Raw genomic sequence first — 16078 nt, 5'->3', positions numbered from 1 at the left:
GGCTTCAGGCATGAGCCATCGCGTCTCGCCTCAGGCGGCTTCTGGTTCGTGGCAGGGGCAGGGGATCTCGATTACGGGACTGGGACTGGTGTCCGCCCTGGCAGGCGATGTGGTCACCAGTTGCGCCGCCGCGCGTGCAGGACTCTCCCAATGGGCGGAGCTGGATGTCCTCGTTTCGGATGAGGACGCGCTGGAGAGCGTTCCCTTGAAGGGGAAGTCCATCCCCTGGCTCACCGATGGATTCGAGGGCATTGGCAGGCTTATCCAACTCGGGCAGGCCGCGCTCGCGGATCTCCTGGAGTACTGTGGCCTTGATGCCGTAGCGCTCCCACGGACGGGGTTCCTCGTGCAACTCTCGGGAGGGGACCTCCTGGAGACACACGTCACCCGGAGTCTCGCGGCCCTGACGGATGCGAAATTGCAGGGCAGCGTCCTCGCTGAGTTCCGCGACGAGCAGGCGCGCGCTCGGGCGCTACTCTCACGCCGGGTGATTCCCGAAACACTGCAACTGAACGGGCTGTCCCTTCCCGCCCACGCCATCCAGCAATGCGTGTTCGGCGGGCCCGCGACTTTCGTCCAGATGCTCGCCCACGCCAGCGAGCTTCTGCGGACTCGGCAGCTCGACCGATGCATCGTCGGCGGCATCGACTCCTACGTGGAACTCGACGTCTTGATGTGTGCGTACGAGCTGGGGCTCGTGAGGACCCCGAGACAGCCCGTAGGGTTCTTTCCAGGCGAAGCAGCTGCCTTCGTGTTGCTGGAGCGAACGGAGGAGGCCCGAGCGCGCGGTGGGCGTATCGAGGCGGCCTTGGGGGCCATGGCCCTCCATCGGGAGTCCTTTCACCGGTTCTCAGGTGCAGCTCGCGTGGGCACCGCGCTCTTCAAGTCCATGTCGAGCTGCCTCGAGCAGAGCAAGGACGCCACCCGGCAGCCTGACCTCGCAATTGTCAATCTGAACGGCGATGAGTTCCGCGCCAGAGACTTCGGTACGACACTCGTCCGGTTGGCTGGCGTGGGTTTACCGTCCCACTTCCGGCAATGGTATCCGGTTGAGCAATTTGGAGAGGTTGGCGCGGCCACGGGGGCTGCTTCAATCTGCCTGGGCGTGAGAGGATTTGCTCGGAATTACGCCAGGAGCCCGAGCATCCTCGTGGCCCTGCTTGATGAGCAGGAAGCCCGCGGCGCCTTCGTCCTGGAGAACGCCCACGAGCCGTCTGGCGGGAGGGCCCCATGAGTGGCGATAATGAAGACCACATCGAGAAACTCAAGACTGACGAGTCCCATCAGGATGGGGAGGGCAACGGCTGTGTCACCCGTTGCATCTGGGAGAGGCAGGGAGGCAAGTTCGTCTGCAAGAAGGCAGGGCACGACCACAAAGAGAACGGCTTCAACTATCAGCTCGCCAATGAGGCGGACTGGTACAACCTGGACTTCTACAACCCAGGCGAGGCCCGGCAGCGGTTCGAGCAGATTTTCAATACCCCCATCAAGGCCGCGTACCGTGACCCCACGAAGGTCGACAAGGTCTGGTACATGGGGGCCGGCCCTTATTCCCATCTCAACTTCAAGGGCAGCGACTGGTGGCCCTGGGCCAACAACGCCCACCACATCATCCCGGTTGATGACGTGTTGACGAGTCTCCTGAAATTCGACGAACTCCAGTTGCTCCAACAGGCGAAGTACAACGTCCATAAGGGCGTGAACATCATCTACCTGCCCAAGTCAGAGAGGCGCAGCAGGCTCTATCAACTTCCCAGGCATCCCAAGTATCACAGCACCTACAGCAGGGATGTCCGGCTGGCGGTCGACAGGGTCAAACTGAAGCTCACCAAGGCGAAGGATTCCGAGGACAAGAAGAACCACAAGGCCGTCACCAAGGAGACGGCCCCGGACCTCGCCAATCACCTGCACCAGTTCTCGAAGAGGACTCGCGCGGACCTGCGGGAGTTCGGGCTCAGCAGCCCCGGTTCGCATATCAATCAGCTCTTCGAGTGGATGAACTCACGCTAGCACGCCACATCCCCACGCACGAAACCATGGCCTCATACGTCATCTTTCATGAAGCTTCCGACCCGAAGAACTGCCTCCTCGGAAAGTGCCCCGAAGCATTGGATGAGAAGCGCTGGAGGATTGCGGAAGGGCTGCGGATGGATGAACGCTACCCGCCGGATGTCACGCTGCAGATGGACGAGGAGCACCGGGGCCTCAACGTTCCCGACCTGGTCGCCAACACCCTCCACCTGTGCATCGTCTCCGGCAGACTCAAGGCGCTGCTCGAGCAAGAGTCAGGCGCCAGTATCGAGTTCCTTCCCGCGGCGATCGCCAATCACAAGGGGCGGCGCGTGTCTGGCGAGTACTTCATCGCGAACGTGCTGGATACCTACGATTGCGTTGACCGTGACAAGAGCGACTTCGACACCTTCGCGAGCAATCCCGACGAGTTCACCGGCTTGTTCCGACTCAGCCTTCGCGAGGACGAGCTCCCCGCGAACGCGAAGCTCTTCCGCATCAAGCCCATGGGCACTGTGCTCGTCATCCGCGAGGACTTGCGCGCCGCGCTTGAGGCGAAGGGCATGACGGGAGTCAACTACATCGCCATGGGTAAGCGCTGTAGCATCTACTGACCCCGCTTGCTGGGATCGTTATGTCCTCGCTCCGACCTACTCCCTTGGAAGTCATCCGGGATGACACGCTGTTCTCGCTGGGAGAGGCCCTTCGCTCCCTGCGGGTTGGAGATGCTCGCGAACAATCCGGTGAGGCCTATTCCACGGTGGCGCTCTGCCACCGCCGCCTGGCTTTCTGCGCCCTGCTCGCCCAGGCCGATGTCGGCAGGTTTGCCACCCATCTCTGTCACTCCGGTCGGGCTCGCCTCCAGTTCCTGCAGCTCGTCGCCGCCGGGCATGGAAGTGAGCCCCTCTACCGCTGCGCCAGCAAGGCCTTCTCCTTCATTGATGCGCTGACGGCGGGGCAGCTGGACCTGGCTGTGGAGATTGCCCGCCTCGAAGCAGGCAGGAGTGACCCTTCTCATGAGTACGAGGAGGACTTCCTCCTGCACCACTTCCTGCACCGTTTCACGATGCAGTTGCACGCAGGCGTGGCTTCCGAGCTGTCAGGGATTCTGGACCGGTGGGAGTCCGTGCTCCAAGGCAAGGAGGACGGCTATCTCATGGTCTGCCGGGCGCTGCATGCGCGAAGCGCCCTGGACTTCAACCAAGCGATGGAGGGCGTCATCGCGGAGCGCATCCTCACCTTCAAGAATAAGCCTCGCGACGAGGGGCCCAACGACGAGCTGCGTCGCACTGAGGGGGCCATCTTCATGAACGGATTGGCGCTCCTGAGGCTCGCTGAGTTGTGCGGGCTGGAGACGTTTCGCGAATATCCGACCCTCCCGGGGATGGCCCGCGTTCCACTGGGTGGACGACTTCCCCCCGTAGACGGCTGGCGTGCTCCGCTCACTGGCACCCTTGACTGACAGGGCGGTCAAGTCCCGAAGCTTGTGTCGTGGGTTCGAGGGAGGACAGCGCTTCGGAGGCATCAATCAGCGGCGATGGCGAGCCCGGCCTTCAGGCTCGTAGTCATGGCGTTTGTGTTGGGTTGTTTGGGATTGTCTGGAGTTGTTGCTTCTATTGGTTGGTGCCTCGTGGTGTTGAGGTGGCTTTGTCGGACGTCGATGGTTGAGCAGGCGTGTTTTGATTTGCGTCTACTATCGAGGCCTGGGGGTAGCGGATGAAGAGCCGGCGAAGTGCGCCGCGCTGCCGGCCCATCTCCTGCGCGCGCGACGCCGCGTCCACCACCAGCATCAGCGTCAGACCCACCCACGCGGGGACCAGGGGGATAACCCAGCCCGGGTCCGACGCCAGCCACGCCACCAGCGCCGTGTGCAGGACGGCGAGCGTCACCGCCCACCGGAGGACCGCGCCGGACGTGCGCGCGCGCCGGCAGCGCCTGGCGAAGGCCGCGAGCACCGCCGCGGTCTCCAGGACGCCCAGCAGCGCCACCAGCCCCGAGGAGCGCATCAGCCGACCCGAGCGCAGGTTGTCCAGGGCGAAGGCGTGAATCTCCACGCCGGGCACGGCCACCTGGCCGGGCAGGGTGCTCTGTCCATGCAGCCCCGTGGCGGTGACCCCCACGAAGACCGTCTTGCCTCGCAGCGCCAGGTCCAGGCCCACCGAGCGCGGGTCCGTGTGCAGCAGGTCCGCCAGGCTCACCCGGGGCAGCCAGTTGGGCGCGGGCAGCCGCATCAGCGGCGCGCCATGGTCCACGGCCGCCAGTACGCGCAGGGGCTCCGCTCGCTCGGGCATCAGGTGCAGCGCGGTGGCCAGCGCCAGGGAAGGCCAGGCCTTCCCGCTGACGCCCACGGCGTAGGGATAGCGCCGGATGACGCCGTCGCCGTCCACCAGCATGTTGAGGGTGCCACTGCCCCGGGCCGCCATGCGCAGGGGCGCGATGCTGCCCGCCACCTCCTGGGCCTGGAGCCGCAGCGCCTGGGCGGGCAGGGCCAGCGGCGTGCCCAGGGCGCCGTCCTCGAGGGGCGCCATCACCGGGACGTCGTCCGTGAGCGCGGCGGCTCCCAGGACGACACCGTGCCCCTCCGAAATCGCCTCGGCCAGCCGGGCATCGCCGTCGCGCGCGCGGAGCCGCGCCTCCAGGTCCACCGCCAAGGCTTCGCCCGCGGGCTGCTCCGTCAACCCCGAGCGGCGCAGCGCCTCCAGGATGTCCTCACCCAGCTCCAGCGCGTCACGCGGCCCGGGCTGGTCGAAGACGACGTCCACCGCCACGGCCGCGGGGCGCTGGGCGGCGAGCGCCTGGAAGGCACGAGCCCACGTGGTGCGTGACAACGGCCAACGCTCGCCCAGCGTCGCGAGGGCGCGGTCATCCACTTCCACCAACACCAGGTCCGCGCTGGGCGGCACGGCGGGCAGCAGCCGGCTCACCGCCTGGTCGTAGAGGGAGCGCTCCAGGAAGCCGGGCGCGCCACCCGTGGCCGCCGTCACCACCGCCAGCGCGATGCCCACGCATGCGCCCAGTCCCCGCGCGACGGCGGGCGAGGGCAGACGGAGACCGTCGCGGCGGTGGGGCTCGGCGGGACTGGAGTCCATGGGCGGGGCCTGCTGGCGGACAGGGCCCGGCCATCATGCGTGCGCGGATGGGCGCACGCAACGCAGCAGTCTCAGGGCTGGACGTCGAAGGCGTAGATCTTCGAGGGGAAGCCCACGAAGCCGTCACCGTCCACGGCCATCACCCGCCAGAACCACTTGCCCTGACGGGGCCCGGGAAGCGCCAGCTCGGCGCTTTCGGTGTCATACGTCTGGACCCCCGCGGCGAAGTCCGCCGTGCGAGCCACCTCCACGCGGTACGTCGCGGCGCCCTCCAGCGTCCGCCAGGACACCTTCGGGGGCGTGGCGAACGCGCCACCCCGAGGGCCCACCAGCGTGGGCGCCGGCAGCAGCGGGCGAGGCGGCTCTGGGGGCGAGCCCAACTTCGCGCGCGAGCCATGTCCGCCAGCGACTTCGACCTCTGCCTGCTCCGCGCTGAGGGCCACCATGCCTTCCAGCGTCTCCAGCCGGCTGGTGCCGTCGTCCTGGGCCGACACGCGGAACCGGGTGCCCCGCACACCGGCCACCGCGCCGCGCGTGCGGACCTCGAAGATGGAATCCGCGCCACCCGGCGCCGCGTTCGTCTCCACGGTGCCGCGCAGCAGGTCCAACTGCACCTTGCGCTGGAGGTTCGCCATCAGCGCGATGGTGCCCATCTTGATGAGGCTGTTCTCCACCACGCGCGCAGTGCTGCCGTCCGCCAGGGCCAGCTCCGCCTGGGCGTCCGCGCCGGTGCGCAGCAGCTCACCCGGGTAGAGCGAGTCACCCACCGTCCGCGCGAGGAGCTGGGCCTCCGTCGCGCCCGCCTCCACCTCGCCGCTGGCCGCCCGCAGCCGGGCCACCGCGGGCTGGGCGGGCCGCTCCACGTAGGCGAACTGCAGCTGTGCGGGCTCACCCTCCACGGACGGCGGCGCCATGGCGGACACGCGCGTGCGGGGCACGCCCGCCGCCACCAACACGTCCGCGGCCCGCTTCGCCGCGGCCAGGCCTCGGCCGTCCAGCCGGTCCGCGTCCGGGAGCTTCGCCGCCACCGTCACGGAGCGGATGGCGGGGCGCGCCAGGACCGCCTGGGCCACGTGCGCCAGGCACGCGTCCGTCTCCGCGCCCTGGGGCGCCAGCGGCCGGCCGAACACCATCCGGCCGCTTTCGAAGCGCAGCCCGCCGCACGGCGCCTGCGGCTGCGCGGCGAACGCGGGCGCACCCGCGAGCACCACCGCCATCATCCAAGGGGCTGTCCGCATCAACGCGTGCCTCCTCCCGTCGAAGGCTCGGCGACCTTCACGATGTTGAACTCGACGCGACGGTTGTTCTCGCGCCCCTTGGCCGTCTTGTTGGTGTCCACGGGCTTCGCCTCACCATAGCCCACCGCGTCCAGCCGCTGCGCCGCGATGCCTTCCTTCACCAGGAAGGCCACCACGTTCCTCGCCCGCCGCTGGGACAGGTCCAGGTTCTTCGCGTCATTGCCCTGGGCATCCGTGTGGCCTTCCACACGGACCACCTGAATCCGCGGGTTCGCCTTGAGCGTGGAGGCCACCTGCCGCAGCAGGCTGTGGGACCTGGCCAGAATCACGTCCCGGCCCGTGCCGAAGTACACCTTGTCCAGGATGACGATGCGCGCGCCCTCCACGCGCACCTGCGCCTTGCCCTTGTCCGGGCAGCCGTCGTCATCCTTCACGCCGTTGATGGTCTCCGCCTCCAGCGGGCACTGGTCCACGGCGTCCGGGATGCCGTCCTGGTCGTTGTCGTCGTCGGGGCAGCCGTCCTCGTCCTCGAAGCCGTCCAGGTCCTCCGGCTCGTTGGGGCACAGGTCCTCCGCGTCGAAGATGCCATCCTTGTCGGTGTCCACCGGCGCGGGCGGCAGCGCCAGGGGCGCCGGGGCCGGCGTGGGCTGGCCCGCATCGGAGGGCGGCTGGTGGGCGTTCGGGTCATCCGGGCAGCCGTCCTCGTCCTGGAAGCCGTTGAGGGTCTCCGGCTCGGTGGGGCACACGTCGGCGACGTCGGGGATGCCGTCGCCGTCGTCGTCCGGGTCCAGGCACTGGTCGTCGTCCTGGAAGCCGTCGTAGTCCTCAGGCCCCAGGTCGCAGACCGGCGCCGCGGCGGCGGGGCCTGCCTTGGACTCGAACGGCGTCCAGGCCACATCCGCGAGCACTCGGAAGGACGGGGTGCCATAGCCCCGCGACAGACCCGGGCCCGCGCCCACATGCGCGGCCAGGCCCGGCGTGAAGCGGTACTTCAGCGCGGCCAGGACTTCCATGGGCCGCTCCTCGGAGCTCGTCTCCTTCAGACCCAGCGCACCCGCCAGGGTGGCCTGCGCCGTGAGGGCCCGCGTGAGGGGCACCTCGGCGCCCACCGCGTAGGCGAACTCGTTGCCCACGCGCAGGTTGCGCAGCTGCTCCTCGCGGCGGACGTTGAAGCCCACGTTGGCCAGCAGGCGGACGGCGGTGGTGGCCCACTCCGCCACGAAGCGCGGCTGGAACGTCACCGTGTCCGAGCCCAGGAACTTCGAGCCACCGCCCGTGGGCAACGTCAGGGGCGCCGTCACGGCCAGGTGGATGCCGCTGCCCGTGGAGAGCAGGCGGACCTTCGGCACCAATCGCAGGTCACCCACGCCCGTGGTCCCCACGCCGTTCGACAGGTCTGGCGCCACCGCGGCGGCGGGCTCGGAGGTCGTGTGGGAGATGGGCAGCGCCACGCCGAGCTCCACCCGGTCGAACAGGGAGATGGCGCCCATCAGGTCCAGCGTGAGCTGGCTGTCCACGATGCGGTAGAGGAACCGGTCCGCTCGTGGGTCCACGAGGTTGAGCGGGTCATCCGCGTAGTTGAGCGACGCGCCCAGGTTCCAGGACAGATGCGGCGCGATGCGCGCGCCGTGCATGCCGAGCACGTCATAGGCGCCCGGGGCCGGCTTGTACTGCTGCACGTCGATGGCCTGCGACGCCGCGGGTTGGGCGCTGGCGGTGGCCCAAGCCACCAGCAGCAACGGGGCGGCGAGCCGTGTCACGCGGCGAAGGAAGCTGCGCGGTGCGGACGGTGTGTAGTCAGGAAGGGGCATGGCGGGTCGAGGCAGAGGCGGGCCCCGTCGAGGAGCCGCGAAGGTTGTCACCGGCGGATGACCGACTCAAGAAGCGATGAGCAGGAACATCCGCCGGTGTCGTGACAGAGCGGAGGCGTTGAGTCAGGCGGCCCGGACGGAGCGGCTTCCCGTGCGGCGCGGGCGGCGCAGCAGTGGCAGGGCGAGCAGCCACAGCGCCAGTGGAGCGAAGGTGCCCGCGCCGCCGGTGCTGCAGCCGTGGCCCGCGATGGTGAAGTCGTCGTTGGCATCCAGCGGGTGGGTCCCGCCGGAGACTTCCTCGCCATCGCCGGCGCCGCCGCCATCCGTGTCGGCGTTGTTCGGGTCCGTCTCGCCGTCGTCGAGCGCGCCGTCGTGGTTGGCGTCCTCCACCCCGTCGTTCAGGCCGTCACCGTCCGTGTCCGGATTGAGTGGGTCGGTGGGGTTGGTGCCCTGCACCTCCACACCGTCGCTCAGGCCGTCGTCATCCGTGTCCGCGTCGTTGGGGTCGGTCTCCGTGGCGTCGACGCGGCCGTCGTGGTTGGTGTCCTCCTCGCCGTCCATCAGGCCGTCGCCGTCCGTGTCCGGGTTCTTCGGGTCGGTGGTGGTGGCCGGGTCCGCGTCCGGGCGGAAGTGGGGCGAGTCGCGGTCCGTATCCGCCGGAGCGCTCTCCCGCGTCACGCCCAGCTCCGTGCCGTCCAGGAGGCCGTCGTTGTCGCTGTCCGGGTCCAGCGCGTCGATGAGGCCGTCACCATCCGTGTCGGTGATGCCGTCGATTCCGTCCGGCACGCCGTCGGAGTCACTGTCCGCGTTGTGGGGATCGAGCCCCAGCGCGATTTCGGTCGCGTCGTCGATGCCGTCGAGGTCGGCGTCGAGGTCGTCCGTGGCCAGCCGCGGATCCGTCTCGTCCGGGTCCACCCGGCCGTTGTGGTTGGCGTCCTCGATGCCGTCACGCACGCTGCCACCGTCCGTGTCCGCGTTGAGCGGGTCCGTCACCGTCGTCGGATCCGCGTCCGCCACGAAGCGCGTCATGTCCGTGTCGGTGCCCTGGGGCTCGGTGAGGCCCCGCTCCAGGCCGTCCGACAGCAGGTCGCCGTCGGTGTCCCAGCGCTTCGGGTCCGTCTCACCCTCGTCGACGATGCCGTCGTGGTTGGCGTCCTCGTTGCCGTCCAGGAGGCCGTCGTCGTCCGTGTCGTCGTCGAGCGGATCCGTCCCGGCGACCTGCACCTCGATGCCGTCCGGCAGGCCGTCACCGTCCGTGTCGGGGTTGTTCGGGTCGGTGCCCAGCGCGAGCTCCTCCGCGTCCGTGAGGCCGTCGTTGTCCGCGTCGGCGGTGACCACCCAGGTGTAGGTGGCCGGCGTGGCGTCCACGTTGCCCACCGCGTCCACGGCGCGCACGTGGAGCGTGTGCGAGCCCAGCGCCAGGTCGTTGAAGGTGACCGGGGCCGTGCACGGCGCATGGGCCGCGCCGTCCAGGCTGCACTCGTAGGTGACGTTCGGCTCCGAGGCATCGAAGTCGAACGTGGCCACGGCCGGGGCCTCCGTCAGCGGCGGGCCGCTGGTGATGACCGTCTCCGGCGCCGTGGTGTCCACCGTCCAGGTGAAGGAGGCGGGCGTCGGGTCCACGTTGCCATCGGTGTCACGGGCGCGGACCTCCAACACATGCTCGCCGTCAGTCAGGCCGGTCAGCTCGCCCGGGTTGTCGCAGGCCGAGAAGGGCGCACCGTCCAGGCTGCACTCGTAAGTGACGGGAGCCTCATCCGACGCGAACCCGAAGGTGGCCGTGTCGGAGGCGCTCAGCGCCGGCGGCGTCTGGGTGAAGGTCGTCTCGGGCGGCTCGGCGTCCACGGTGAACGTGTGTGTCACCGCGTCGCTGCTGTTGCCGGCCTCGTCCGTCGCGGTGACGGAGACGGTGTGCGGACCCTCCGCCAGCGTCGTGCCGACCGGGAGCGTCCACTGGCCCGAGGCATCCGCCTCCGCCGTGCCGACGGTGTTGCCGTCGACCACGATCACCACCGTGCTGTGCGGCTCCGCGGTGCCGGTGTACGTCACCATCGCGGTGTCGAGCACTTCGCCGCTGGCGGGGGAGGTGATGGCCACTGCGGGCGCTTCGGTGTCCACCTCCCAGGTGTGCGTGGCCGGCGTCGCGTCCACGTTGCTCGCGCCGTCCACTGCGCGCACCGCCAGGGTGTGGCCGCCGTCCGCCAGCGGACCGAACTGCGCCTGCGCCGTGCACGCCGTGAAGGCCGCGCCGTCCAGGCTGCACTCGTATGTCACCGGGGACTCGTTCGAAGAGAAGACGAAGGACGCGAAGGTCTCGTTCGTCAGCGCCTCCGGGCCACTGTCGATGGCAGTGTCCGGCGCCGTGGTGTCCACCGTGAAGGTGACGCTCGCCGGGGCGCTGTCGTTGCCCGCGGAGTCGGTCGCCGTGACGACGGCCGTGTACGTGTCATCACCCAGCGACACCGGCGGCGTGAAGCTCCAGTTGCCGGAGCCGTCCACGGCGATGGGGCCGTAGGTGGTTCCGCCCAGTGTCACGTGGACGGACACCGCACCCTGCGCGGAGCCGGTGAGCGTCACGGTGCCCTCATCGAGCACCGCGCCAGAGGCCGGCGACGCGATGACCGGCGGAGCTGGCGGCGTCACGTCCACCGTCCACATGTAGGCGGCAGGCGAGGCATCCACGTTGCCCGCGCCGTCCACCGCGCGGACCCACAGGGTGTGCTCGCCCTCGGCGAAGCCCTGGAACGTCACAGGGCTGGCGCAGGCGGTGTACGTCGCGCCATTCACGCTGCACTCGAAGGTGGAGCCCGCCTCGTTGGCGGCGAGCTCGAACGTCGCGGACGTCGCGTTCGTCGGTGAGGTGGGGCCGGACACGATGACGGTGTCAGGCGCCTCCGTGTCCACGGTCCACGTGTGCTCGGCCGGAGTCGGGTCCACGTTGCCCACGGCGTCCACCGCGCGCACGAGGAACAGGTGCTCGCCATCCGCGAGGCCGGCGTACGTCACCGGCGAGGCGCAGGGCGCGAACGACGCGCCGTCCAGGCTGCACTGGAAGCCCACGCCGCCCCCTTCGGAGCGCAGCTCGAAGGTGGCCGACGTCTCGCGCGTGAGCGCCGCCGGAGCGGCGTCGATGAACGTCTCGGGCGCCGTCAGGTCGATGACGAAGCCGTGGGACACCGGGCTGGAGGAGTTCCCCGCCGCGTCCACGCCGGTGGCGATGATGGTGACGGGGCCTTCCGGCTGCGCATCCGGAAGCGTGAAGGTCCAGTCGCCGTTCGCGTCCACCGCGATGGGGCCATATGTGGCGTTGCCCACCTCCAGGTAGACATGGCTGCCCGCGTCACCCGTGCCAGTGAGGGTCGGCGTCGCGGTGCCCACCTCGGCGCCGTTGGGGGGTGAGACGATGGCCGGATCATCCGGCGGCGTCAGGTCCACCGTCCACGCGTGCACGGCCGGTGTCGGGTCGACGGTGCCCAGGGCATTCACGGCCCGCACCGCCAGCGTATGGGGGCCTTCAGCCAGGCCGCTGAACACCGCGGGGCTGACGCAGGACGCGAAGGCCGCGCCGTCCAGGCTGCACTCGAAGCCGACGCCGCCGTTCTCCGTGCGGAGCGTGAAGGTCGCGGACGTCTCGTGGGTGAAGGCCGCGGGGCCGGAGTCGATGAAGGTCTCCGGCGTGGACAGGTCGATGGAGAAGTCATGCGACGTCTCCTCGCTGGTGTTGCCCGCCGCGTCCGTCGCGGTGGCCTCCACGGTGTGCGGTCCCTCCTCGAGGGCCTCCGGGCTGGCGATGCTCCAGTTTCCGTCGCCGTCCGCCGTCACCGTGCCCACCACGTCACCGTCCACCACCACCGTCACTTGCGCGTAAGGCTCTGCGGTGCCCTCAAAGACAGGCGTCGCGGTGGCGATGGTGTCGCCGTCGCCGGGCAGGGTGATTTCCGGAGCGTCCGGAGCCACCGTGTCCACGGTGAAGGAGGTGGGGGCGCTCGGGTCGCTCACGTTGCCCGCGGCGTCCGTGGCCGCCACCGTGACGGTGTGAGCCCCCTGGTCCAACATCACGGGCGGGGTGAAGGTCCAGTCGCCATTCGCATCCACGGGGGCGGTGCCCAGCACGGTGCCATCCACCGTCACCGTCACCAGGGTGCCCGGCTGCGCCGTACCCGAGATGACAGGCTGCTGCGTGGGCACCGAGACGCCGTTGGCCGGCACGTTGATGGCAGGCGCGTCCGGCGCGGTGGTGTCCACGGTCCAGGTCCGGGTGGCGGGCGTGGGGTCCACGTTGCCCGCGGCGTCCACCGCGCGCACCGCGAAGGTGTGCGCGCCGTCCGCAAGGCCCGTCATCGTCACGGGGCTGGTGCAGGCGGCGAAGGGCCCTCCGTCAATCGAGCACTCGAAGGTGGCCGGCGTCTCGCTGGAGGTGAAGCTGAACGTCGCCTCGGTGTCCGCCGTCGCGCCCGAGGGGCCACCGGCGAGGGTGGTGTCCGGCGCGGTGCTGTCGATGGTCCACGAGTAGACGGCCGGCGTCGGGTCCGTGTTTCCAGCCGCGTCCACGGCGCGGACCTCCAGCGTGTGGTTGCCCTGCGACAGCGCCGGGAAGGTCAGCGGGTCGGTGCAGGGCGTGAACAGCACCTCCCCGTCCAGCCGGCATTCAAACGTCACGGTGCTCTCGTTGGCGCTGAAGTCGAACGTCGCGTCCGCGGAGGTGGACAGCATTGGCGGCGTGCTGGCGAAGGTCGTCTCCGGTGCCACCGTGTCCACGGTCCACGAGCGGGTGGCGGGCGTGGCATCGACGTTCCCGGCGGCGTCACGGGCGCGCACCGCGAAGGTGTGGTTGCCCTCGGCCAGGCCGGTGAAGGACGTGGGCGAGGTGCAGGCGGCGAAGGTCGCGCCGTCCATGCTGCACTCGAAGGTGGCGGGGCTCTCCGTGGCGTTGAAGGTGAACGCCGCGCTGCTCGAGGACGTCATGCCGGACGGTCCCGTGAGCAGGGTGGTGTCCGGCGCCACCGTGTCCACGGTCCACGAGCGGGTGGCGGGCGTGGCATCGACGTTCCCGGCGGCGTCACGGGCGCGCACCGCGAAGGTGTGGTTGCCCTCGGCCAGGCCGGTGAAGGACGCGGGCGAGGTGCAGGCGGCGAAGGTCGCGCCGTCCAGGCTGCACTCGAAGGTGGCGGGGCTCTCCGTGGCGTTGAAGGTGAACGCGGCGTTGGCGGAGTTCGTCGTCCCCGAAGGACCGCTGACGATGCTGGTGTCGGGAGCAGACGTGTCCACCGTCCAGGTCCGGCTGGCAGGCGTGGCGTCGATGTTGCCCGCCGCGTCCACCGCGCGCACCTGGAGGGTGTGGTTGCCCTGGGACAGGCCCGTCAACGTCCGCGGATCCGAGCAGGCGGTGAAGGCCGCGCCATCCAGCGCGCACTGGTACGTCACGCCACTCTCATTGGAGCCGAAGTCGAACGTGGCGCTGGCGGAGTTCGTCAGGCCGGACGGGCCGCTGACGATGGTGGTTTCTGGCGCCACGGTGTCCACGGTCCACGCGCGGGTCGCGGGCGTCGGGTCCACGTTGCCACCCACGTCCACCGCGCGCACCAGGAGGGTGTGGTTTCCCTGCGCCAGTGACGCATAGGTGGCCGGCGAAGCACAGGACGTGAAGGCCGCGCCGTCCAGGCTGCACTCGAAGGTGACGGGGCTCTCGTTGGACGCGAAGGTGAAGCTCGCGCTGGTGGAGGCCACCGCCCCGGTGGGCCCGGTGAGGATGTTCGTGTCCGGGGCGACGGTGTCGACGCTGAAGCTCACCTGCGTGGGCGGGCTGACGTTTCCGGCCGGGTCACTGGCCGTGACGGTGGCGGTGTGCGTGCCCTCCGGGAGCGTCGCGCTGGTGCAGGACCAGGCGCCGGTGGTCGCGTGCGCCGTGGCGCTGCAGACCTCGACGCCATCAATCACCACGCTCACGGTGCTGCCGGGCTCGGCCGTGCCGGTGAAGACGGGCGCGCTCGTCACCACGACGCTGCCGGGCGCCGGGGCCGTCACCACGGGCGCGTCCGGAACGGACACGACGATGGTCGTCGGCCCGGTGGTGCTGGGGGAAGGGGAGCTGGTCGCGGAGCTGGCGGGCGCGCCGCGCTCACCCTCCGCGGTGATGGTGGCCTGATTGGCGATGACGCCGGAGGCATCCGCGTTCACCACGGCGCGGAAGCGGATGCTCGTGCTCTGGTTCAGCGCCAGGCTGCCGCCCAGGGTGGCCGTCGCGCCCGTTCCCAGGCGCACGGTGATGACGCCCGCGGCGCTGACCTCACCCACGTCGTCTCCCGACGCATCCGTCACCGCGCCCGCGTTGGGGCCGGAGACCACCTCCAGCGAGCCCGGCATATAGGTGAGCTGGGAGGGGAGCGGGTCGGCGAGGACGGTCTCGATGCTGACGTCGTCACCGGTGTTGGTGGTGACGATGGTGTATTCAATGACGTCGCCGCCGCGCAGCGAGCCGTCCGCGCGGGGATTCACGGGCGACGCCGTCTTGTACGTGTTGGTGAAGTCCGGCCGGAGCGTGGCGATGGACGTCGCGAAGGCGCCCAGGATGTAGGAGTCACCGGAGGACGTCGCGGTCACCGTCATGGACGTGGCGCCGCCCGAGACACGGTCGGTGATGTCCACGATGTCCAGGTCCACGCCGGACATGCTCCCCTGCGCGCCCGTCAGCCGGGGCAGGTCATTGGCATGCGTGGCCGAGCTGCCCAGCTCCGAGCGCGTGCCGTTGAAGAAGTTGTTCGAGGGGTTGCTGCCATCGGAGATGGCCACGCCGTTGACGCGGAACTGGTCGCCGGTGCGCGTGGCGTCACCTTCAAAGGCCAACACGCCCAGCTTGGCGTCGAAGCCAGACGGCGGGACATTGAAGCCGGACAGCGTCACCGTCTGGGGATTGTTATTGCTGACGTAGTCCATGCCATCGAAGAGCGTCAGGTTGCGGATGGGCGAGCCCGGGTGCCGGTAGAAGACGACCAGCGCCCAGGCGCTGAACGGGTCCGTGCTGTTGAGGCTGGCGATGGGGGCCGCATCCACGTCACTGACCTCGAAGACGCCCGTGCCATGGGCGGCGACCAGGCTGGTGACGTCCGCGGAGGATTCGTAGATGTACCGGCCATTCGGGGCGTAGCTGTGCGTGACGTCCGCCGTCAGCATTTGTGAGAACACGCCCGGCCGGCTGAGCTCCGCGGTGGTGTCCGGCGTCCGGTTCGACGTGGTGGTGGACAGGTGCGCCGCCCAGTACAGGCGCGCGTACGTCACGATGGCGCCCGCGGGAATCTGCAGCGCGGCCCGCGTCCGGGCCTGGGTGGCCGACACGGACGTGTCTGCGAAGGCCGTGCCCGTCTCAATGGTCCAGTACACGTCCACGGAGTCATCCGACGTGTTCGACCCGCAGCTCCCCACGGTGCCCACCAGAGGGCTGGGAACTTCGCTGGAGCAGTCCTGGGCCAGCGTGTTGCCCACCATGAGGATGTCGCCGCGCTGATTCGCGGTGTGGCGCAGGACGGGGGCCGCCGTTGCCTGGGCCGCCGATACGGCCACCAGGAGGGCAAGCGCCCAGGACAGACGTGTTGTCTGCCTTCTGGTTTGGGGCCGTGCGGCATAGGCCGAGAAAGCGCCGTGAGGCGTGGAATCCCAGACTAGTAACTGCCGCCGGGGGGAAGGCTCGTTGGGGATCGGGGCTGGCTCAGTCACGCCGAGATGCCAGAGCAACCGGGGTGCCAACGTGAAATAGTGAAGCCTCAGCCGAATTATCTGCGTTTGAAGCCAGCCTGGAACGCAACAGGAGGGTGGTTGTCCGGAGCCTGGATCTGGTTTCTGGAATCTGGAAACGCGTGCGGTGGGGCGCTTCGCGGACACGGCGAACGGAAGTCTGGGATTGCTGATCTGGAGCCCGGGTGGACTCGCGTGCGGC

The 16078-nt window shown here is 69.6% G+C and carries 8 protein-coding genes; 4 read left to right on the top strand and 4 right to left on the bottom strand.

What is annotated here, in order from left to right:
* Window positions 1-10: 10 nt before the first annotated feature.
* The 4 genes from HV824_RS00575 to HV824_RS00560 are packed head-to-tail and all read left to right on the top strand — an operon-like array spanning window position 11 to window position 3472.
* Window positions 11-1234: a hypothetical protein gene (locus tag HV824_RS00575; RefSeq protein WP_176422418.1), complete on the top strand. Its 1224-nt coding sequence runs from the start codon at window positions 11-13 to the stop codon at window positions 1232-1234.
* Entirely contained in the window at window positions 1231-2010 is a 780-nt protein-coding gene (locus HV824_RS00570) for an AHH domain-containing protein (RefSeq protein ID WP_176415050.1), read from the top strand. Before HV824_RS00575 ends, HV824_RS00570 begins: the two co-directional genes overlap by 4 nt.
* Window positions 2011-2036: 26 nt before the next feature.
* Complete coding sequence (locus HV824_RS00565) at window positions 2037-2624, top strand: DUF1629 domain-containing protein (protein ID WP_368670818.1); 588 nt, start codon at window positions 2037-2039, stop codon at window positions 2622-2624.
* Window positions 2625-2668: 44 nt separating this feature from the next.
* Window positions 2669-3472: an immunity 49 family protein gene (locus HV824_RS00560; protein WP_255207631.1), complete on the top strand. Its 804-nt coding sequence runs from the start codon at window positions 2669-2671 to the stop codon at window positions 3470-3472.
* A 151-nt stretch (window positions 3473-3623) separates the two neighbouring features.
* Here HV824_RS00560 and HV824_RS00555 read toward each other — a convergent pair whose 3' ends face one another.
* From HV824_RS00555 to HV824_RS37920, 4 genes are all read right to left on the bottom strand, one after another.
* Window positions 3624-5099 (bottom strand): CHASE2 domain-containing protein, encoded by a 1476-nt coding sequence (locus HV824_RS00555; protein ID WP_255207630.1) that lies wholly within the window; start codon window positions 5097-5099, stop codon window positions 3624-3626.
* 71 nt (window positions 5100-5170) lie between these two features.
* Entirely contained in the window at window positions 5171-6337 is a 1167-nt protein-coding gene (locus tag HV824_RS00550) for a FecR domain-containing protein (protein WP_255207629.1), read from the bottom strand.
* Window positions 6337-8148, bottom strand: a complete 1812-nt coding sequence (locus HV824_RS00545) for an OmpA family protein (protein WP_217916978.1) — start codon at window positions 8146-8148, stop codon at window positions 6337-6339. Before HV824_RS00545 ends, HV824_RS00550 begins: the two co-directional genes overlap by 1 nt.
* Before the next feature lie 123 nt (window positions 8149-8271).
* On the bottom strand, window positions 8272-15705 hold the full coding sequence (locus tag HV824_RS37920; protein ID WP_176422415.1) for an Ig-like domain-containing protein: 7434 nt from the start codon (window positions 15703-15705) through the stop codon (window positions 8272-8274).
* Window positions 15706-16078 lie beyond the last annotated feature (373 nt).

Source organism: Myxococcus sp. AM009 (assembly GCF_013372605.1).
GTDB classification, from domain to species: Bacteria; Myxococcota; Myxococcia; order Myxococcales; family Myxococcaceae; genus Myxococcus; species Myxococcus vastator.
The sequence above is the reverse complement of the archived record's forward strand: the minus strand, read 5'-3'. Positions and strand labels throughout refer to the sequence as shown.

Bases quoted from the DNA above. Each gene is read 5' to 3' on its own strand.
- HV824_RS00550 (WP_255207629.1), bottom strand. From the start codon at position 6,337: ATGCGGACAGCCCCTTGGATGATGGCGGTGGTGCTCGCGGGTGCGCCC.
- HV824_RS00575 (WP_176422418.1), top strand. From the start codon at position 11: ATGAGCCATCGCGTCTCGCCTCAGGCGGCTTCTGGTTCGTGGCAGGGG.
- HV824_RS00545 (WP_217916978.1), bottom strand. From the start codon at position 8,148: ATGCCCCTTCCTGACTACACACCGTCCGCACCGCGCAGCTTCCTTCGC.
- HV824_RS00565 (WP_368670818.1), top strand. From the start codon at position 2,037: ATGGCCTCATACGTCATCTTTCATGAAGCTTCCGACCCGAAGAACTGC.
- HV824_RS00555 (WP_255207630.1), bottom strand. From the start codon at position 5,099: ATGGACTCCAGTCCCGCCGAGCCCCACCGCCGCGACGGTCTCCGTCTG.
- HV824_RS00570 (WP_176415050.1), top strand. From the start codon at position 1,231: ATGAGTGGCGATAATGAAGACCACATCGAGAAACTCAAGACTGACGAG.